Genomic DNA, 19,646 nt, shown 5'->3' with positions numbered 1-19,646 from the left:
CAAAGAGGAAAGGTGAGAGTTTTCGGGACCAATGCGGCGGTGCGTAAAGACGTCACCGCCACTTCACTTGTCGCGGACAGCACGCTGCGAGCGAGCACGCCGTCCGTACCCGGGACCTAGTCGGTGATCAGAAAGCGGTCGCGATTCTTCCCGCTGAGCCAGCCCGGCGAACGGCCGCGGCCGCTCCATGTTTCGCCGGTCTTCGGATTGCGATACTTCGCCGGCAGCGGGGCCTTCTTTGCGCCCGAACGTTTGCTTGAGAAGCCAAGTTCCTCTGCGGTAATGCCGTACTCCACAATCTTCTGCTTGATATCGGCAATCGCCTGCTCAATTTCTTTTTCCCGAGCGAGCGCGACTTCCTTGTGAAGCTTTTCGAGCTGCGCAGTCAATTGCTTGTAAGTGGCCATAAACGGTCGTCTCCAGTCGGTTGGATAACTGCAGTGTGACCCTATCAGATCGAAAAAGTGCCGGATAGCACTGTTGATGCATTTCCGGTTTAACAGCGTCGAAAACGCGACGCTCAATCAATCGTCAATGGCATCGTACAGCCGGCGCTCGAATTCGACCGACATCGGAAACGGCTCCACCGCACGACGCTGAATCAGCATCAGGCCAATCAGGTTTTCCACCGGATCGGCGAACCAACTGGTGCCGTACGCACCTGGCCAACCGAACGAGCCAGTGGACCGGTAACCAAGCGGCAACTGCTGCGCGGGATCGTCGACGATGGACAAGCCCAGTCCGAAGCCCTGGCCCGCCCAGACAATCTGTCCGAACGCGGGCACCCGGCGCTGATCGCGGCTCAGGAAGTTTGAACGCATCAGATCGACTGAGCGATGCGAGAGCAGACGGGTCTCGCCGACGCGGCCGCGCCCCAGTAGCAAGCGGGCAAACTGCAGATAGTCTTCGGCGGTGGAGACGAGCCCGCCACCGCCGCCTTGAAAACGCTTGGGGTTGGCCCAGCGGCTCGTTGCCGGCCGATCCTCGACGACTCGCTCGCGCGTGCTGGGGTGGATGCCGTAGGCGGTCGCCAGCCGCGCTAGTTGCGACTCGGGTACGGAGAACGCGGTGTCGCGCATACTGAGCGGCTCGAAGATGCGGGTGCGGAAAAACTCGCCGAGCGTCAGGCCGCTTACGCGCTCAATCAGCACACCCAGGATGTCCGTCGCGATGCCGTAATGCCAACGCGTGCCGGGTTGGAACATCAGCGGCAGCGTCGCGACTCGCGCGAGCCAGGCGTCCGGGCCTGCCTGCGATTCGACGCCGTTGAAGACGGCCTCGTACGCTTCGGCGATCGGTCCCGTGGCGGTGAAGTGGTAGGCAAAGCCGGCGCGATGGGTGAGCAGGTCCAGCACCGTAATCGGCGCACGCGCCGGCTCGGTCTGATCGAGCGGGCCCGAGACATCGCGTAGCACACGCGGCGCCGCCAGTTCGGGAAGCCACTGCGCAACCGGCGCATCCAACGCGAGCTGGTCCTGTTCGATCAGCATCATGATGGCCGCGCTCGTGACCGGCTTGGTCATTGAGGCGATCCGAAACAGCGTGTCGCGCTGCATGGGAAGTTGCTCGGCGTCGTCGCGCCAGCCTAACGGCTCGAACTGCGCTATCTCTCCGTGCCGCCACGCCAGTGTGACCACCCCCGCTACTTCACCGCGCTCCACATAGGCATGCATGGCAGCCGTCAATTGCGCGAGTCTCGCCGGGGAAAAGCCTGCTTTTTGCATCCGTAGTCCTGAATGAGCGGTGCATGCGCACCGTTGGCGAGGTGAGGGCAGCCCGCCGACAATCGGCAAAATCTGGACGTTCCGGTGACCGCGTTATCGCATCAGGTAAAAATGATACGTAACATTATCCGGCTGTCAGCTAAACGTTACCGTAGATTCGCTGAATTGAGCGCGCGTTTTTCCCGCTCCTCGAGTGCGCTCAGCGCATCGTTGAGGCGTTTGACACGGCTCGCTTGCGATGGAAGCAAAGTCACGTCCGATACCGATTTGAGCCGGCTACGCCAATATGACAACGGAATGCGGTCTGTGGCGGAAATCCGTGCAATCACGTGTTCGAGGTGCTGAATGTCTTTTTCGAGTTGATGGTGATCCATTACCTTCCCCGGGAATACTTTATCTAGTCGACTTACACAGCATGAAACGCGCCGCTCGGCGCTTCTTTCACCGCTTCCGGAAAACTTTTCTGCTTAACTTTGTTTGAAACGCGTTGACCGTTTAACCGGAGCATGAGTGCGGTGGCGCTCTAGCAGGAACGATAAAGGCACGCGCATTGAGCGTCCGTTGGCCGCCGCACGGACCAACGCGAGTTCATCCCTAAAGCGATGCCTGTAATAACTCGTAATGCGAAAGCAAACAACAGCGCTAACCTTTGGGATATTGCTCGTTCGAGGAATAAATATTCACTAATTCATGAATCTAACATGACATCTCATTCCGAGGCCAACGTCATGGCGGAATTAAGGCATCTCCAATATGACTGCCTCGTGCAATGCATTGATGACACGACGAATGATTTCAACGTATCGGGGAGTTCGGCGCGGATTCAGGTGGGAGCGGCAGCGCACGGTCCATTCAGGCGGGATGCGGCAGCCCGGCGCGATGCGTCCGCTGCCCCTGCCGGAGAGGGACAGCGGGTAAGGAAACGACGACCGCGACTATTGCGAGTTCGCCTTCACAGGACAGGCGTAGATCAGGCTTAGCGTGCCGTTGTCGCGTGACTGACGCACAGTCTCGAACTGGCCGCCACAACTGGCGCGCGCCTGCTGTGCACAAGAATCCGAGCCCTCCGGACATTGAACCAGCGTGGTAGGCCGCCCGTCGGACAGGAACAGCGGCGGGCTGCTGCTGCAACCGGCCTGTGCCGCGAACATGGCAAGTCCGCCAGCCACGCCGAGCGCCGCACGCAGGGTGCGGGTCGTACGGGTTGCCTGTTCCGTTGGTGCAGAGAATGAGTAGCTGCGTTTCATTGAGGACCCCGATCCCTATCTAATTCTTCGACCCAGCGATTGTGCCATGCGCGCCTTGCACTGCGTCACTCCTGAGTAGCAGGCGCGTCGTTGGAACCGCTTGCTGGGTCACCCACCGGGGCGTCCGGCGCAGCAAGCGTTTTGTAGGGAAGCGGCCCGCGGATGTCCGTGCCGATCCGCATGAAGACCTGCTCGACATCGGGGATCGCTTCGAGTTGCTGTTGCAGCGCATGGCGATCGAACGAACGCGGCGCGCATCCTTCGGCGTAGACGAAGCGGCGCTGCACGGTGATCCATATGCTGGCGCCGTCGAACCGATGGGCATCGGCGAAATGCGCGCGGATCGCGTCGGCGATCGGGGCGTCGTAGAGGTACGAGTTCGGCTTCGTGCACTTGTGCGCAAGCCAGCAGGTCGTGCCGCGCTCGACCCGGTAGTGCGCGTCGTCCTCCATTTGCGCACGGGTCGTCAGCGGGCCAAGCGGCACGGGACAATCGGCGAAACCCTGCGAGAGCGCGAAGAACGGATCGTTGTACCAGTTCTTGAGTTCCTGCCCCTGCGCGTGCAGCGACACGCTCAGCATTAGCAGCGACACCTGCAGCGTAGCGACAAGCCAAAGCTTCATCCCACCTCCCGACTGCATCGAACGACGACCCGCCGTAAGGCGCCGCCATCAACTCAGCGTGCCCGCCAGTTCAGCCGCCCTCGCTCAAACCTCGATACCGTACGCCGCGATTTTCTTATAAAGCGTAGCGCGCCCCATGCCGATCTGCGCGGCCGCCTCGATCACGCGTCCGCCGTTGGCGCGCAGCGCCTCGCTCAGAAAGCGCTTCTCGAAGCCGGCCATCGCCTCGGCCCACGACGAAGGTGCCGAAGCCTCTGCGCCCCGCTGTGCGGCCTCAAACCGCGCGTCCGTTGAGCCCAACGCATTTGCTGCTGCGGCGGGCGAAACCGCCGAGCCCGGGGCGAACGGCATCGTCACCGCACTGCGCCCGCCTCCCTGCAACGGACTGATGAACGGCGCGAGCGCGTCGGCATCGATGCGTTCGCTATCGGACAACATCACCGCCCGCTCCAGCGTATTGCGCAACTCCCGGACATTGCCGGGCCACGCATGCGAACACAGCAGGCGTAACGCGTCCTCCTGCAACTCAAAGTGAGCGCCGCCATGCACGCGCGTGGACAGGTCTTCGAGCATCGCATAAGCGAGGGATTCGATATCCGCGAGCCGCTCGCGCAACGGCGGCGCCTGGATCGTCAGCACGTTGAGACGATAGAACAGATCCGCGCGGAAGCGCCCCGCCGCGACCAGCGCCGGCAGATCGGCCGAGGTGGCCGCGATGATGCGCACGTCGGCACGCACGATGCGGTTCGAGCCGAGCGGCTCGAACTCGTTGTCCTGCAGCACACGCAACAGCTTGCCCTGCAACGGCAGCGGCATATCGCCGACCTCGTCGAGAAACAGCGTGCCGTGATTAGCGAGTTCGAACTTACCGACCCGGCCCTTGCGATCCGCACCGGTGTAGGCGCCAGGCGCCGCGCCGAAGAATTCAACTTCGAGCAGCGTGTCGGGAATCGCCGCCACGTTCACGGTGACGAGCGGCTGGTTGGCGCGCCCCGACGCGCCGTGGATCGCATGCGCCAGCAGTTCCTTGCCGGTGCCGGTTTCGCCGAGCAGCAACACCGGCGAATCGACCTGCGCCGCCCGGCGGCCCTGGCGCTTGACCTCGAGACTCGCCGCACTGGTGCCGACAAAGCTCGCGAAGGTGTACTTCGCCCGCCGCGCTTGCGCCAGCGACTGGCGAGTCGCGATCAACTCCTGCTGCAGGCGCGAGTAGTGTGAGAAGAGCGGCGTCAACGCTTTCAGTTCATCGAACAGCGCAAAGCCCACCGCACCCACCGTCGCGCCGCTCTCGTCCTTCAGCGGCAGACGCGTGACCACGAGCGGCTCGCGGTCTGTCTCGAGGATATCGAGCAGAATCGGCTTGCCGGTCTTGACGACCTCGCGCATCAAGCTGTTGGGAATCACCGCCTCGCAGTCGCGGCCAATGGCCTGCTGCGGGTCGGCAAAGCCGAAGCGGGCTGCGTAGCGTTTGTTGATCCACACCACGCGCGCGTCGGCATCGACAATGAACGTCCCCTCGCTGAAATTCTCGAAGGTCCGAAACAGCGATTCCATCGCCCGGCGCAGTACATCGCTGTAGTTGGCAGGCAGACCTGCCCAGTCGTTCATCATCTTGTCGCTGTCTCAGAGTATCTTTTGTCGTATGTTTTGTCTCTATTTGGAGACAAGCTTATCTCAATGCGGAGATCGCCAGCAAGCCTTGTCAATAAAGGCTTTCTGGTAGATGCAACGGTCACTTCGGCACCTTGCATCCCGAAATTGAGACGATTCTGTACAATCGTTCGCAGCGCGCGCCGGCGCCATGCCCGACAGGCAAGGCAGGAGACCGGCGGGGCACATCTGGCACGAAACCTGCATTCGCGGGCCGGGTCGCTGCGTCATCAGGCGCGCGTACACGTAGAACAACCAAGTTCTGGAGACTCAATGTCCTTTGTAATCGTCCTCGCCGCTCTGGCGTTTCTGATGTTTGCCGCATATCGCGGCTACAGCGTGATTCTCGTCGCGCCGATCGCCGCCCTCGGCGCCGTGTTGCTGACCGACCCCTCGGCGGTGGCGCCCGTGTTCTCCGGCATCTTTATGGAGAAGATGGTCGGCTTCGTGAAGCTCTATTTCCCAGTCTTCATGCTCGGCGCAGTGTTCGGTAAAGTCATTGAACTGTCGGGCTTCTCCGAGTCGATCGTCGCTGCTGCGATCCGCTATATCGGCCGCTCGCGCGCCAATGCGGTGATCGTCGCGGTCTGTGCGCTGCTCACCTACGGTGGCGTCTCGCTGTTCGTGGTCGTATTCGCGGTGTATCCGTTCGCGGCCGAACTGTATCGCCAGAGCAATATTCCGAAGCGGCTGATGCCGGGTGCGATCGCGCTGGGCGCGTTCTCCTTCACGATGGATTCGCTGCCGGGCACGCCGCAAATCCAGAACATCATCCCGACCACCTTCTTCAAGACCACGTCTTGGGCAGCGCCGGTGCTCGGCACGATCGGCTCAGTGTTCATCATCATCGTCGGCCTGACTTATCTGGAATGGCGCCGCCGCGCCGCGATGGCCAAGGGCGAAGGCTACGGCACGTCGCTCGTCAACGAGCCGGAGCGCATCGAGTCGAAGCAACTGCCGCATCCGCTGCTGGCGGTGGCGCCGCTGGTGCTGGTGGGCGTGGCGAACTTCGCCCTGACCAAGCTGATCCCCGACTGGTACGGCGCGTCGTACACGGTCGCGCCGGACGTGCTGCCGGGCATTCATGCACCGGTCACGACCTCGATCAAGGCAGTGGTTGGGATCTGGGCCGTGGAAGGCGCATTGCTGCTCGGCATCGTGCTGGTCATGCTGACCGCGTTTGCCCGCATGCGTGAACGCTTCGCAACCGGCACCAAGGCGGCTGTTTCGGGCGCGCTGCTGGCGTCGCTCAATACTGCGTCGGAATATGGCTTTGGCGGCGTGATCGCCGCGCTGCCGGGGTTTCTGGTGGTAAGCGACGCGCTCAAGAGCATTCCGAATCCGCTTGTCAACGCTGCCGTGTCGGTCAGCTCGCTCGCGGGGATTACCGGTTCGGCATCGGGCGGCATGAGTATCGCACTCGCTGCCATGTCGGATACGTTCATCAAGGCGGCTACCGCAGCACATATCCCGATGGAAGTGCTGCACCGGGTGGTAGCAATGGCAAGCGGCGGGATGGATACGCTGCCGCACAACGGCGCGGTGATTACACTGCTGGCCGTGACGGGGCTGACGCACCGCGAGTCGTATCGCGACATCTTCGCGGTAACGATCATCAAAACGCTGGCGGTGTTCTTTGTGATCGCGGTGTATTACACGACTGGGCTGGTTTGAGTGGACGCTGGGGCTGACTCCTGAGCCCCGTTGATGGTCAGCCTGACCGTAGTGGCCCGATTGGTTTACGCCGATCGGGCCGTTTTCATTTTCTGAAGGGAATCGCAGTCGATGCCAGATCGGCACCATCCGTGTACCTGACGGCTAATTCGGGAACGCCACTTCCAGCAAAACGGGGTGATCGGGAACGTCGACCCTTATCTGTTGCACGTTGCGCTGTATTTCAATCGGAGCGGGGCCGAGCATCGGATCGTAGAGGTTGATGCACGCAGCCTTGCTGCCCAGATCGACCAGGACCGTTGCGGGAGGCGAATTCATTGGCTTTCCGCTAGCCCGGTCCCAAAACGCCACTTCGTTCCACAAGGCGATTTCAAAGGTTCCGTCGGCCTTACGCAAGAGCACATGTCTGCCAGAGGGCGGCAGGTCCGATAACGTATAACGCCACCCGTCCCTTTCGATCCGGTTTGAAGCGCTGTTGCCGTTTGCTTTGAGTATCGAAATAAGATTGTGCAGCGCGGTTGCGGCCGGCTTCGCCCGATTATCGAAGGCGAACAAACCGTAGTGCATGCCAGCGTTGCCCCCGCGCGGATCCGCCTTTTCATCCAGAAGCTCGTAGAGGTACATTCTGGATACACCGGAAATGGCACTATCAAACAAGCCGTTCAGGATGCCCTTTGCCTGGCTTTCCTCATCAACGCCGATCAGGTACCAGCCGCTCTGTGGCAAGCTGAAATAGCCAAACTCGGTGATGACCACCGGAAGACCAAACTTCTCCACACCCTTGATCCCCCTCTCTATCCACGCGTCACCATTTGCGGTATAGCCGGGCTGTTCCCCATTCTGTGGATACACATGCTGGTTAGCGTAGTCAGCAGAGCCGGCGCGGGTGGTGACTGGCAAGACTTCGTACCCGGTAAGATCGTAGACGGGGATAGTGGCCAGAGAGGCATTGCCGTGCACAAACGCGTAGATTGCCTGCTGCGCCGCCAGGCCCGCCGCGTCCCCCTTGAGACCGTCATAAGCGATCGGCCAGTTGTTGATTTCGTTAAATCCCTCGACGGCCTCGACGCTCCCCCGCGACGCTGCCTCGGCCACCTTGATCTGCGCGAGCGCATGAGCAACCTCGTCCCGAACCACAAAATCAAACTTGATGCCGGAATCTGCCAGGTAAGCATATGAGGAGATTGGCGCGGATCCTCCGGGCGTAGCATCCCGAACGTGGCGCACACCGAGCCAGACCAGATCATCCCTCACGTTCTTCAATTTGGCATAGGCGCCATCCGTGTAATTGAGGTGCGTGTTGACCGCGATGCTGTCCACAAATCGATCGGCACTCATGGTTTGATCCGCGGCGGCGGGTGATCCAAGGCAAATCCCGGCGACGCTCGAAAAGACGCACAGGACAAGTACAAACTTACGCATGCCACACCCCATTCCTATGCACTTCTAAAGGCCCTTACGCAGCCACTATTCGTTTGTCCGCAATCGGCAAAGACCGCGAGCAGCCGCTCGGCCCACGCATCCGGCGACAACCCCAAATGGCGCGTCGCGGTATGTCCTGCGATGCTCATCTTTTGCGTCGCGTCGTCGTCCCCCGCGATGCGGGCAATCGCCTCGGCAAACGCCGCTTCGTCGGCTGGGTCGCATACCATCCCCGCCCCGTAGCCGACGATATCCGTCGCCAGCAGCGCCGATTGCGAAGCAATCACCGGCAGCCCGCTCCACATCGCTTCCGCCGCAACCAGCCCGTATGGTTCGGGATAACGCGACGGCATCAACAGTGCCCGCGCGGAGCGCACACGCCGCGCGACCTCCTCCGGCGCGAGCCTGCCGCAGAATGTGACATCGGGGTGAGCCGCACGCAGCGCCGGCATCATCGGCCCGTCGCCGATGATCACCAGCCGCACACCGGCACGCCGCGCGGCGGCCGCGGCAAGGTCGGGGCCCTTCTCCGGGTCGAGCCGTCCGACGAAGACGAATTCGTTGTTGTGTTCCGCGGCGATGCGCGTGTCGCTCCAAGGCGTGACTGGATTCGGCACAGTCTGCAGGCAGGCCGCGGGAATGCCGCCGCGCTCGAGCGGTTCACGCATGGCCGGATGGATCATCAGCACGCGCGGGAAGGCCGGATCGAAGCGAAGCGTATGCGCCTGCACGGCCTGACGCACCGTACGCCATACCTTGTGTACGTAGTGCCGCTTGTCGCAGTCCCGCGTCACGCACGCGACGCCGAGCGGCACGCGCGAGCATACCGTACCCGCGCGATAGTCGGCAAAGCCCCCATTCGGGCAGACGAGGAAAAAATCGTGCGCGGTGATCACCGTCCGCTCGCGCACGCGGCCTAACGCCGTGAACAGCGAAGGCGACAGAATCTGACTCCAGCCATGCACATGGTAGATGGTGCCCGACGTGTCGTGGCGCGAGATCCAGGCTTCGAGCATCCTGACTGTGTCCGGGTTGTACACGCCGCTAAGCATGGCGGCCGGTCCGGCCTGCAAGAGCGGCGCTCGCCCGAGCCCGACGGTCTCGATGCCGCGTGTCTCGAACTCGGGGTTGATGGCGTCGTCGCCCGTGGCATACGTTACTGCGACGCCACGTTCACGCATCAGGCGCGCCTCGAGCAAAGCGAGCGCCGTCGCCCCACCATGCGCAATCGACACGTCGTTGACGATGACGAGCCGGTCTGGCAGCGCCCCCGTCATGAGCGGGCCTCCACCGCGACCGGCGCGGCATCGGCCGCGCGCTGCGAAGCCGATACCGCCGTCGTCAGTGCGGTGGCTAGATCGGCAACGTGCGCACGGGCTTCGTCGAGCACGGTGCGACGCATCCGCGCATCGACACCTTCGCCGAGTTGCCGGACAGCCAGATCGATGACGGATTCGACCTGGTCGGCGCCCACCCGGCAGAGACAATGCCGCCGCCCGACCTGGGCAAGAAACGTCTCGAGTTTCACGTCCCAGGCGAAACCGATTTGCGGGATCCCATACGAGAACGCCGTGATGTTCGCGTGCAGCCGATGGGCCATCAGCAGGTCGAATGAGGAGATGAGCCGCGCGAGATCCGCTGGCGTCGCAGCACGCGGCGCGAACGTGACTTGCCCGGGCCCACCCGCCGCGGCAAGCGCGGGTCGCAGTTCGCTAAGGTAGGCTTCGTCCTCCGGGCTGCCGTTCGCAAATACGACGAAGCGCCAGCCGCGCACGCAACCGGCCCGCACGAGCGCGCTGTACCATCTCGCCTGCGCGGCGGCGGACACATGCCTGGTTCCGCCGTGATACTTGAGTGCGATCGGATGCGTGAGGCCGAGGCCAACGTATGCACCCATCCCGTCCGGCGCGCGACTGCGCGCAACATGCAGCGACACCAAATGGCCAGGGTCATGCACGACCTGCGCCGGGCGAATCCCGGCGGGACTCAAGCGCTGCTGCCAGATCCCGGCCGAGCGCGACTCGCGCACCGACGCATGGAATAACCCCGGCCCGCCAAACGCACGCCGGAATAGCGCTTCGCCACGCGGCGTCCAGTTGTCGGACACGCCGACGCCAAATACCGCGGTCGGCAGCCCCAGGCTGCGCACCTCTGCCATCACCGCATCGAGCTTGAGCGGGAAATTCAGATCCGCATCGCTCAGTAGATTGCCGCCGCCAACGATCACCGCGTCGATGCCGTGCAAGGCTGCGCGCCAGTGCGGACGCAGGTGGATTCGCAGTTTGGAGCCAAGCAGCGATTGCGCGATCGCGTGGCGCACGACGCGTGGGCTGTGATGCATCAGCGTCAGCACCGGCTTGCGCGAGCGCGTGCCCGGGTCATACCGGGTGCGGCCGGCGAGGTCGATCACGTGAATCTCGATCTCCGGCAACACGCTGAGCAGTTCCGCCTCGAGGCATTCCGATAGCAGGCCGTCGCCGAGATTCGGGCTGTACTTGACGTTGACGAGCGCGACGCTTGGCGCATGCGACTCGCGCGCCCATGATGGCGGATGAGGTAAGTAAGCGTGGTTCACAGGCGCTCCGCGCGTTCCGGTGTGCGGCGCCCGCGCAGCACGTCGCCGAACGCGATCAGATTGCCGGCGAGCCGGCCGCGCCTGTCGATGTACGTCTCCGGGGCGATCGACTTTGAGACGTTCGCGGCGACGTTGCGCACGATCTGCAGACATGCTTCGCCGCGCGACATCGTGCCCTTGTGCATCATGTAGAGGGGATTCATCACTTGCGAGTAGCCGAGACGGCGGCCTGGCATGCGTCCTCGCTTCACGCCCAGATGCACACCAAGCGCCCTGCCCAACTTCACGAGCCGGCCTCGGGTCTGCGCGACACGTGCACCGAAGTCACGATCCTCGAGCCAGCCATACAGCACGAGTCGTTCATCGAAGCGCAACGTCGCAACCGCCGACGCGCGAAACGCCATGTTGCAGCCGTAAGGACTGTAGCCATCGGAGACCCAGCCGTGCCGGTCCGGCTGCACGGTGGCCAGCGCACGCCGCGCATCGTCGACCGAGAGGCCGGGGCCGAGAATGCCGTCCGCGACAACATGACCTGTGATGCAGGCGAGCGCTGGATCGGCCAGGAACGCGTCGGCAGCCTCGCGCAGCCAGTCCGGGTGCGGCACGAAATCGTCGTCGAAGAACACAACATAGTCGGTGTCCGCCGGCATCGAGTCGAGAATCGCATTGCGCTGACGCGTCAGACCCGGTTTGACGAATACGATGCGCAGGTCGTTGGCCTCTTGCACGGTGCCAATGTCGTCGGGACCGGTGCAGGCAACGACGATCGAGGCGGGCTGCAGCGCCTGGGCGCGCAGGCACGCGACGATCGTCGCCACCTCGGCCGGCCGGCCGCGTGTCGCGATGCCGACGCAAATGCGCGGCGCGACGCCGATCGACCGATCGATCGGTTGAATAACGGGAGCGTGAAAGTCACAGGTCGTCATAAATCCCCGTCAGGAAGGAATGGTGTTGTCGTTGGCAGGCATGGCCAGCTTGCCGCCGATATCGAATAGTTCCGCCAGCAACTGCGCGCGCCACATGCCGGCGACCAGCACGGCGAGCATGGTCAGTTCCCCAATCAGGCGCGCGCTCGCCATGCCGAGCGCCCCCCAATGGCTCGCGAGCGGGACCGCGCAAGCGAGATTCACGATCGCGCTCAGCACCCCGGCCCGCGCAAGCAGGCGTTCGAGCTTGCGCGGAACCAGGAAATACATGCCGAGCACCTGTGTACAAACACTGACGGGCAGCACGAATACCATCAGATTCAACACCGCGACGCTATGCTCGAAGCCAACCCCGAACACTAGCGGAATGAGCCATCCCGACAGCGAAACGGTCGCTAGCACGCTCATTGCCGCGCCTGAAAAGAACAACACGAAGATCCGTCGCGTCAGGCGATTCGCCCGGAATGTCTCCCTGCCGATCATGTAGGTCACTTTCGGCACGAGGATCTGCGCGGCCGGCGACATCAGGCTCAAGCCCGCCGCAATCAATCGCTCAGCAACCCCAAACGAGCTGACCTCGGCTGGACCCGCCATCGTTGACAACAGGTAGGTGGACGCCCCCGCCAGCAACACCGACGTGCCGCCGTAGATGAAAATGGTCGTCGATCTGCGAATCAGATCCACCGCGTCCTGCAGGCGTCCAAGGATGCCGCGGAACTCGCTGCGGATCAGCCAGTAGGCCATCGCGAGCTGGATGCCGGACGACGCCAGCAACAACGGAAATACGCGCTTGACATCGGACGAGTGATGCACGAAGCCGACGATCAGCAAGAAGGACAGGACGAAGCCAACGACCTCGATCCGGATGCTCGCCAAAGCACGGCCGGTGCTGACCAGGTACCATCCGACATTGAATGCCGCCGTCAAGCCCATCGCTATCACGATCGCCCCGGTCAGCGGACGGCTGCGGAACGTCAACGAAAGGTAGATGGCGACCAACCCGGCGATCATCGCCGGCACGCAAAGTAGTAGCCTCGCTGTCACGTGGGCTTTCAGAATCTCCGCCCGCTCCGCGGAATCCCGTGCATGCACGGTGTCGCGGGATCCGACCGTCGGAAAGCCGAAGCCCACGAAAAGCCACAGCGAATTCGACAGGGACGCGCCCGCCAGTACGATTCCGTACCCGTTCGGACCGAGCACCCGCCCGTAGTAGGGCAACATAACCAGTGGATAGAGGTAACGGAACGCATACGCGAGGTAGACCGCCGCCAGTTGGGTGCGCGAAGACGGACCTTTCACGACGCTGCCCCCCGCCCGTCCATGGCGCGACTGCCTGCGCCGAGATGCTTCACCCGTGTCAAAACCGGTGCGCGCCGGACATCGAGTGTGCCGAATGCAACTGCCGCAAGCAGATACGTGCAAGGTCCGAGATCGACCACGGTCCCGGACAGGGTCGCGCCTATCAGCGAGGCGCACACCGCCTGCGCGGCAGCAAAGCTGACGATCCGATCCGATGCCCAGGTCGAAGCGCGCGCCCGGCGATCGATGATCCGATAAAAGAACAGACCAAACAGCACAGCACCAGGCAGACCGAGATTGCCGAGCGTCACAGCGATGAAACTGGACGCGCGGGCGCTGCCGAGTCCGACGCCCAGTCCGAACGTGTCGACGAAATTCACCAGCGCCTGCAGGTTCCATGCACTGCGCTCAATGCCGGAATCGCTGTCCATCTTGTTCGTCAGGGTACGGTCGATCACGTCGGATACGGTTGTGACGACCGGCGAATCGATCGCCACCAGCACGCCAGCGACGAGCACCATCAAGAGGCTCGCTATTGCGATCACCTGAAACTTTCTTGCCCGGCTGGCGCGCACGATCGAACCAGACCGACTGACCATAAAAACGATCAGATAAGCAGCCAATCCGACGTACCCGGTGCTCGAGGTCGACAACAGTACGAAGCCGGCCGTCAGCGCCGCCAGCAACCCGCACAGCTTGCGGCGATACCCGAGCAACCAGAGATTTGCGGTGAATGCGAACAGAGGCAACGAAAAACCGGCAAACGCGGACGACTCGGAGAACGTGCCGCTGATGCGCCGCACGCCGCCAATCGTGGCATCGTCCATGATCGTGTACTGCGCCGTCTTGATCGCATCCAGCAGATCGATGCCCGCGGCACCGCTTAGCAGGTCGATGCTTGCCGCCATGACGTTCAACACTGCCAGGAACAGGAACGCATCGGCGATCGTCCGGCTCGCGCCCCGGCGCCACAACGTCATCGATGCGGCGATGTACAGGAAGCACTCTCCGGCCAGGTAGACGGATTGGCTAAGATTGCCGGACACCGGCCCGAGCGGTTGCAACGTGAGTTGCGTGGTAGCGCTAGCGGTAGCGGAACGATCGATCGCGTACACGAACGTCGAGTCCGACAGAACGCGGGGGAATACCATGGCCGATACGCACCCGTAGCCCACCAGCAACAGCAGCCAGAATCCGGGCGAGCCGATGCGGATGCTGGCCCAGATGGCACGCGAATCCTCGCGCACGATGCTTCGCGCGATGAAAAACACCATGAACAGGCTCGCCGGCAACACGCCGATGCCACCAAACGCCACTGCCTCGGTCGCGCCGAACAGGGTGCTTGCCACCATCACGTAGATCGCCCATTGATAAGGCAGCAAGAGTGCCAACACCCCGAGCCCGATGATGATGCCACCAGCCAGGCTCAGATCCATGACGTCTCACTCCGTCTGGCGCTGCCCGCAGCAGCAACGCTACTTGCCGCCGTGTGCGGCAACTCATTCGACACCCGGTGCCCGACCGCCTTCGCTACGACGTCCAGCAGTTCGTCGCGAAAACGCTCGGCCGTGAAGCGCAGAGCGTTCGCGCGGCACACGAGCGGATCGAACGCGCCCATCGCCTCAAAACGCGCCACCGCATCGATCACGTCGGCGACAGACTGCTGTGCAAAGAACAAACCTGTACGTGTGCGCGCATCGTCGGACCCGACCACCGTCTCTAGCGAGCCACCGCGCCCGTATGCGATCACGGGCGTCCCGCATGCCTGGGCCTCGACCGGTGTGATGCCGAAATCCTCTTCGGCGGCAAACACGAAGGCCTTGGCGCGCTGCATGTAATCAATCAGCTCGATATCCGACTGGTAGCCGAGCAGCGTGACGTTAGGCGTCGCAACGGCCTTCACCCGTTCGAAGTCCGGCCCGTCGCCGATCACGACGAGCCTGCGCTCCGGCATGTTCGCGAACGCCTCGACGATAAGCGGCACGCGTTTGTAGGGCACCATACGCGACGCGGTCAGGTAAAAATCTTCCTTTTGCGTATGCAGCGCGAAACTCCGAATGTCGACGGGCGGATAGACGACGGTCGCATCGTACCCGTAGGCCTTACGGATGCGCCGCGCGATAAAGCTGGAGTTCGCGATGAACGCATCGACCCCATGCGCCGTGCGCTGGTCCCAGATGCGGATGTAATGCAGCAGCACGCGCGCGATCCCGCCCTTCAGGCCTGACGTCAACCTTGATTCGCTCAGGTAGCGGTGCTGCAGATCCCACGCGTAGCGGATCGGCGAATGCACGTAGCTGACGTGCAACTGGTCCGGTCCGGTGAGAATTCCCTTGGCAACCGCATGGCTCGACGAGATCACCAGGTCGTAGCCGGACACATCGAGCTGCTCGATCGCGAGCGGCATCAACGGCAGGTAGGTGCGGTATGCCGTTCGCGCACGCGGCAAGCGCTGTATGAACGAGGTCGTCGCGCGTTTGCCGAGCAGCTTGTCGCGATCTTCGTCTGTCAGGAAATCGACCACCGTGAACAGGTCGGCGTCCGGCCATATCTGCAAAATCTGCGCGAGCACCTTCTCGGAGCCGGCGTAGGTGGTCAGCCAGTCGTGCACGACGGCTACGCGGCCAAAGTCCCGACGGCGGTGCTTGCCACAAGGCTGCGGCGGGTCGGCGCACGAACCCACCTGATCTTCTATCGTGTCCATAACGTGTCAGTCCTGAGCGTAGGGTTCGTAGCTGTAACTCGAATACCGATACCGCCCATAGCCGTAACCGTACCGCCCTGGCCGCAGTCGCAGGCCGTTGAAGATGACACCGCGAATCTCCACACCGATCTGCGAAAGCCTGCGCACGGACTCCCGTATTTCGCCGATACCCGTCACACCTTGTCGTGCAACAAGAAACATCGTCCCGGCCAAACGCGCCAGTTCTGTGGTTTCGGCAACCGGCAGGATCGGCGGCGCATCGCACAGCACCACGTCGTAACCTGCCGCCAGACGTGTGAACAACACATGCAGATTGGCATGTGACAGCACCTCGCTCGGATTCGGCACATAGCTACCCCGCGAGATGAAGTCGACCCCGGGCAACACATTCGCCCGCACCACCTCGTCTGCGCGATGCGTGCCCAAGACGAGATCCGATAAGCCCAGCCCGCGTTCGACGCCAATGTGTCGATGCAAGAACCCCTTGCGCAGATCGGCATCGACCAGCAGCACACGCTTGCCGGATGCGCCAACCACAGCCGCCAGGTTGAGCGAGATGAACGACTTGCCAATGCCCGGAGTCGGTCCGGTGATCAGCACGAAGCGGTTGCGCGCTTCGTGCATCGTGAATTCGAGCGCCGTGCGGAAGCTGCGCAGGCTTTCAATCGCCGGATCGGCATTCGCCGAGCCCGCCAGAATCAAAGCTTTTGAGGGCGACGCCCGGCGCGAACGCGTCAGCAGTTCCTCATTCCGACTGTGCGGCACGGTTGCGTAGACAGGCAGGCCCGTGCGTCGCTCGATCTCGTGCGGATCGTCAATGGCGTCAAAGAGCTTGCGCCGCGTCAACGCCCAAGCCACGCCAATAAAAAGACCCAAGAGCAGCGACCCGGCAATGACGAGCGCTCGTTTCGGTCTGGTGGGTTCCTCTGGCATCGCGGCCGCATCGACTAGCCGTACATTGCCGACCTTACCCGCCTTGACGAGCCGCAACTGCTCCTCTGTGTTGAGCAGGCTCGTGTATAGATCGGTGTCGACCTGCACGTCGCGTTGCAGGCGCAACACGCCCTGTTCGAGAGGCGGCAAGGCACGCGTCTCGCCCTCGATACGATCGATTTCCGTCTGTGCCGTCTGCAACTGTGCGTCAACCGAGAGTACGGCGGGATGCTCTGCGGTATAGCGCGCAAGCAGATCCTCGCGCTTCTGCTCGAGATCCGCGCGCCTGGATTGCGCCTCCACCGAACGCTGCAGCAAGGAGGTTGCCTCCTCACCCAGATCGATCGTGCCGTGACTCGCACGATAGGTATTGAAGCGGTTCTCTGATGTCTCCAGTTGCGCTTTCAGTTCCGGCAATTGCCCTTCGAGGAAGTGAATGGAGTGCTCCGCCTCCTCCGACTTGCGCTGCACATTCTGCCGCACATACTCAGTCCCGATCGCGTTCAGGATGTCGCTGGTCCGCCTGGGATCGGTGCCGTCAAGCGTCGCGCCGATCACATCCGATTGCTTGCCCTTTTCCGCAATCGTCAGGTCCTCTTGCAATTTCTCGATCGTCAAGAGGCGCGAATACCTGCGCAACTCGAAGGTCGCGCCCGGATTCCCCTGGATGTTTTGCACCAGCAACTCAAGCGGGCCGAATGATGTCGTTGCTTTCAGTGTTTGCCCAATCTCGCCACGCAGCTTGATATCGCCGTAGACGAGTTCGTAGTCGCGCCCGGCCCCCTTGGTCACGGTGAATTTACGTTCATAGAGATCCGCCGGAACCTCGAACACCGGCACGTCGATACGCTCCTTACCCCATACATAACCAAAGGGCCACGGCGTCGACAAACCCTCAGAATGGTCGCTGATCCAGCGCCCGATCACCGGAACGTAGCGCGGCGACGCGTGAATGAACAGGCCGAGATTGTCCACCGCCCGGCTGACCACCGTGCGCGAACGAAGCACTTCGATTTCGGCGGATGCTGCGGTCTTTACATCGAACATCGACGACGCATCACCGAACAGATTCTTCGTCGAACTCGGATTTTCCTCGACCTGGATCAGGATATCAGCCCGATAGACCGGTTCTGCAAGCACGGCGTACGCGATGCCGATCAGCAAAACACATCCGGTCACCGCAGCGATCAGCTTTCGGTTGTCGAACAACGCGTCCAGGTATTTGCCGAGATGCTCCGGTGGTCGCTCATCCGCGTCCACGTAGTCGATCGGCCCATTGAGTTGGTTCATGCGCATACCCCTGACTTCGCTTCGGCCTCAAGACGTGACAGATGCCATGACCAGCGCTCGACTCCTTCGCAAATGTTGCTGTGCGTGACTCGATAGGCCTCAGCCCCCTTCTTGTACGGGTCGCTGATGTCGCACTCTTCCAGCAGGCGGAACACCCGGCCACGCGCAGCCGGATGCCGGTGCTCGACAACGCGCTTTTGGCGCTCGCTCATCACGAGCACCGGATAGGCCGCTTCGATCATCCACGAGAAAAGTTGCTGGGACCGGTGCTCCCCCACATAGAGCCCCTCGGACTCCAGCAACGCGACCACACGAGGATCCGCACGCATCCCCGGTACGGCGTCAATCCCCGCGGAGAGCACCCGGAGACTGGGGAGTGCCTGCTTGAAAAGGGCCTCGGCCATCGGGCTGCGGCAGACGTTCGCGGTACAAATCACCAGGATGGTATTCATCAGTAAGCTATGCTCCGGCCGGTAGCCAGGGTCTGGGCGCTCGGCAAGAACATGCCGACCACCCGGCTCCAGCGCACTAGGGATGAGGCGTCGACGAACACCACATCGTTCGCCTGCAATTCGAAGTTATTCGCGAGCGCCATCGCCGCTGGTGACGTTGCATCCAGATGAAACACCGTTGGCTTGCCTGATTTCGGGCTGCGTACCACGTACACCTGGCCCGCATCGCCCGAGTAGGGGCTGATCCCGCCGGCGTCGCCTAGCGCTTCATTGAGCGTTAGACGCCCATTGTTCAAAGTGAGGGTGGCGGTATGCCCCACTTCACCGAGCACGAATACCTTGCTGTCGTTCTGGGAGAAGACCCGCACGAGATCGCCGTCACGCAGGATGATGTTGTCGGGATTGATGCCCTGCTCGATCATGCTTGCAAGGTTGACCACTACCGTCTTGTCGCCACGCGTCACGGCCACTACGGAACGGTCGCCTTGCGGTGTGAAGCCCCCCGCACGGTTGATCGCTTCAGGCAGCGTCATGGGGAGGTCGTTCATCACTTGCAATCCCGGGATGCGAACCTCCCCGTCAAGATAGATACGCTTGCTGCGGTAGGCCTCAATGCGTAACGTCACTTGAGGGTTGCGTATGTATCGCGCAAGTTGCTTCGCCAGCAAATCGCGCGCCTCCATTTCCGTCAAGCCGCTGAGCTTGAGGGCGCCGACGTACGCGAATTGCACAAAGCCGTTTGAATCGACCGTGTACCCCGAAACCACCGCGTTCGAGCCCGACGTGTCAATCCCGGCGGGGGTACTGACCACGGGCATATTGAGCTCCGGGTGATCCCATACGATGATGCTCAGCACGTCAGCGGGGCCAAGGGTATAGGGGCCTGCTTTGGCAAACAGGTCCTGCACATCCTTCGGGATACCCGGCACTTCGGCTGCCCGCTGGTCCGCAATCAAGTCATTGCTGATTTCCACCATTGCGCCGGCGGGCGGTGCATCGTTCGCGGCGGCCGCATCAGGGCTTGCGGCGGTGCTCGCCGCTTTGCCGGAGGTGTCGTGAGAGAGTGCCGCGGCGGCCCGCCCATCCCCGCCAGTTGCCTTAAAGGTCATACCGGGTGCGAACGCACA

The 19,646-nt window shown here is 62.4% G+C and carries 17 protein-coding genes; 1 reads left to right on the top strand and 16 read right to left on the bottom strand.

What is annotated here, in order from left to right:
• Positions 1–116 precede the first annotated feature (116 nt).
• The 6 genes from BLQ92_RS03560 to BLQ92_RS03535 form a co-directional block, all read right to left on the bottom strand.
• Positions 117–407, bottom strand: coding sequence for an H-NS histone family protein (locus tag BLQ92_RS03560; RefSeq protein WP_090681712.1), 291 nt, complete (start codon positions 405–407; stop codon positions 117–119).
• A 117-nt stretch (positions 408–524) separates the two neighbouring features.
• Entirely contained in the window at positions 525–1,724 is a 1,200-nt protein-coding gene (locus tag BLQ92_RS03555; protein ID WP_090681710.1) for a serine hydrolase domain-containing protein, read from the bottom strand.
• Between the two features lie 146 nt (positions 1,725–1,870).
• Positions 1,871–2,098, bottom strand: coding sequence for a hypothetical protein (locus tag BLQ92_RS03550; RefSeq protein WP_090681708.1), 228 nt, complete (start codon positions 2,096–2,098; stop codon positions 1,871–1,873).
• A 561-nt stretch (positions 2,099–2,659) separates the two neighbouring features.
• Entirely contained in the window at positions 2,660–2,971 is a 312-nt protein-coding gene (locus BLQ92_RS03545) for a hypothetical protein (RefSeq protein WP_090681707.1), read from the bottom strand.
• A 65-nt stretch (positions 2,972–3,036) separates the two neighbouring features.
• Positions 3,037–3,594 (bottom strand): BON domain-containing protein, encoded by a 558-nt coding sequence (locus tag BLQ92_RS03540; protein WP_425194901.1) that lies wholly within the window; start codon positions 3,592–3,594, stop codon positions 3,037–3,039.
• An 84-nt stretch (positions 3,595–3,678) separates the two neighbouring features.
• On the bottom strand, positions 3,679–5,205 hold the full coding sequence (locus BLQ92_RS03535) for a sigma-54 interaction domain-containing protein (RefSeq protein WP_090681705.1): 1,527 nt from the start codon (positions 5,203–5,205) through the stop codon (positions 3,679–3,681).
• 312 nt (positions 5,206–5,517) lie between these two features.
• Between BLQ92_RS03535 and BLQ92_RS03530 the strand changes: the two genes are divergently transcribed.
• A complete protein-coding gene (locus BLQ92_RS03530; RefSeq protein WP_090681704.1) occupies positions 5,518–6,918 on the top strand; it encodes a GntP family permease in 1,401 nt (466 codons plus the stop codon).
• 144 nt (positions 6,919–7,062) lie between these two features.
• Here the strand turns inward: BLQ92_RS03530 and BLQ92_RS03525 are convergent, their stop codons facing one another.
• The 10 genes from BLQ92_RS03525 to BLQ92_RS03480 form a co-directional block, all read right to left on the bottom strand.
• The gene (locus BLQ92_RS03525) at positions 7,063–8,256 is read right to left on the bottom strand and encodes a glycoside hydrolase 5 family protein (protein ID WP_090681907.1); all 1,194 of its coding nucleotides are present in this window, start codon (positions 8,254–8,256) and stop codon (positions 7,063–7,065) included.
• Between the two features lie 98 nt (positions 8,257–8,354).
• Entirely contained in the window at positions 8,355–9,617 is a 1,263-nt protein-coding gene (locus BLQ92_RS03520) for a glycosyltransferase family 4 protein (protein ID WP_090681702.1), read from the bottom strand.
• Positions 9,614–10,915, bottom strand: a complete 1,302-nt coding sequence (locus tag BLQ92_RS03515) for a polysaccharide pyruvyl transferase family protein (protein ID WP_090681701.1) — start codon at positions 10,913–10,915, stop codon at positions 9,614–9,616. The genes BLQ92_RS03520 and BLQ92_RS03515 overlap by 4 nt, the downstream gene beginning before the upstream one ends.
• Complete coding sequence (locus BLQ92_RS03510; RefSeq protein WP_090681699.1) at positions 10,912–11,841, bottom strand: glycosyltransferase family 2 protein; 930 nt, start codon at positions 11,839–11,841, stop codon at positions 10,912–10,914. The genes BLQ92_RS03515 and BLQ92_RS03510 overlap by 4 nt, the downstream gene beginning before the upstream one ends.
• Positions 11,842–11,850: 9 nt before the next feature.
• Positions 11,851–13,140, bottom strand: a complete 1,290-nt coding sequence (locus BLQ92_RS03505; RefSeq protein WP_090681698.1) for an oligosaccharide flippase family protein — start codon at positions 13,138–13,140, stop codon at positions 11,851–11,853.
• A complete protein-coding gene (locus tag BLQ92_RS03500; RefSeq protein WP_175772172.1) occupies positions 13,137–14,576 on the bottom strand; it encodes an O-antigen ligase family protein in 1,440 nt (479 codons plus the stop codon). Before BLQ92_RS03500 ends, BLQ92_RS03505 begins: the two co-directional genes overlap by 4 nt.
• Positions 14,567–15,844, bottom strand: a complete 1,278-nt coding sequence (locus BLQ92_RS03495) for a glycosyltransferase family 4 protein (RefSeq protein WP_090681696.1) — start codon at positions 15,842–15,844, stop codon at positions 14,567–14,569. The genes BLQ92_RS03500 and BLQ92_RS03495 overlap by 10 nt, the downstream gene beginning before the upstream one ends.
• Before the next feature lie 6 nt (positions 15,845–15,850).
• A complete protein-coding gene (locus BLQ92_RS03490) occupies positions 15,851–18,067 on the bottom strand; it encodes a GNVR domain-containing protein (RefSeq protein ID WP_090681905.1) in 2,217 nt (738 codons plus the stop codon).
• Complete coding sequence (locus BLQ92_RS03485; RefSeq protein ID WP_090681695.1) at positions 18,064–18,519, bottom strand: arsenate reductase/protein-tyrosine-phosphatase family protein; 456 nt, start codon at positions 18,517–18,519, stop codon at positions 18,064–18,066. Before BLQ92_RS03485 ends, BLQ92_RS03490 begins: the two co-directional genes overlap by 4 nt.
• Positions 18,519–19,628: a polysaccharide biosynthesis/export family protein gene (locus tag BLQ92_RS03480; protein WP_244106124.1), complete on the bottom strand. Its 1,110-nt coding sequence runs from the start codon at positions 19,626–19,628 to the stop codon at positions 18,519–18,521. The genes BLQ92_RS03485 and BLQ92_RS03480 overlap by 1 nt, the downstream gene beginning before the upstream one ends.
• Positions 19,629–19,646: the final 18 nt, after the last annotated feature.

Source organism: Paraburkholderia phenazinium (assembly GCF_900100735.1).
GTDB classification, from domain to species: Bacteria; Pseudomonadota; Gammaproteobacteria; order Burkholderiales; family Burkholderiaceae; genus Paraburkholderia; species Paraburkholderia phenazinia.
This window is presented reverse-complemented; position numbering and strand designations above follow the sequence as displayed.

Excerpts from the sequence above, each read along its gene's own strand:
- BLQ92_RS03560 (WP_090681712.1), bottom strand. The coding sequence starts at position 407 with ATGGCCACTTACAAGCAATTGACTGCGCAGCTCGAAAAGCTTCACAAG.
- BLQ92_RS03555 (WP_090681710.1), bottom strand. The coding sequence starts at position 1,724 with ATGCAAAAAGCAGGCTTTTCCCCGGCGAGACTCGCGCAATTGACGGCT.
- BLQ92_RS03550 (WP_090681708.1), bottom strand. The coding sequence starts at position 2,098 with ATGGATCACCATCAACTCGAAAAAGACATTCAGCACCTCGAACACGTG.
- BLQ92_RS03545 (WP_090681707.1), bottom strand. The coding sequence starts at position 2,971 with ATGAAACGCAGCTACTCATTCTCTGCACCAACGGAACAGGCAACCCGT.
- BLQ92_RS03540 (WP_425194901.1), bottom strand. The coding sequence starts at position 3,594 with ATGAAGCTTTGGCTTGTCGCTACGCTGCAGGTGTCGCTGCTAATGCTG.
- BLQ92_RS03535 (WP_090681705.1), bottom strand. The coding sequence starts at position 5,205 with ATGATGAACGACTGGGCAGGTCTGCCTGCCAACTACAGCGATGTACTG.
- BLQ92_RS03530 (WP_090681704.1), top strand. The coding sequence starts at position 5,518 with ATGTCCTTTGTAATCGTCCTCGCCGCTCTGGCGTTTCTGATGTTTGCC.
- BLQ92_RS03525 (WP_090681907.1), bottom strand. The coding sequence starts at position 8,256 with ATGAGTGCCGATCGATTTGTGGACAGCATCGCGGTCAACACGCACCTC.
- BLQ92_RS03520 (WP_090681702.1), bottom strand. The coding sequence starts at position 9,617 with ATGACGGGGGCGCTGCCAGACCGGCTCGTCATCGTCAACGACGTGTCG.
- BLQ92_RS03510 (WP_090681699.1), bottom strand. The coding sequence starts at position 11,841 with ATGACGACCTGTGACTTTCACGCTCCCGTTATTCAACCGATCGATCGG.
- BLQ92_RS03500 (WP_175772172.1), bottom strand. The coding sequence starts at position 14,576 with ATGGATCTGAGCCTGGCTGGTGGCATCATCATCGGGCTCGGGGTGTTG.
- BLQ92_RS03495 (WP_090681696.1), bottom strand. The coding sequence starts at position 15,844 with ATGGACACGATAGAAGATCAGGTGGGTTCGTGCGCCGACCCGCCGCAG.
- BLQ92_RS03490 (WP_090681905.1), bottom strand. The coding sequence starts at position 18,067 with ATGAACCAACTCAATGGGCCGATCGACTACGTGGACGCGGATGAGCGA.
- BLQ92_RS03485 (WP_090681695.1), bottom strand. The coding sequence starts at position 18,519 with ATGAATACCATCCTGGTGATTTGTACCGCGAACGTCTGCCGCAGCCCG.
- BLQ92_RS03480 (WP_244106124.1), bottom strand. The coding sequence starts at position 19,628 with ATGACCTTTAAGGCAACTGGCGGGGATGGGCGGGCCGCCGCGGCACTC.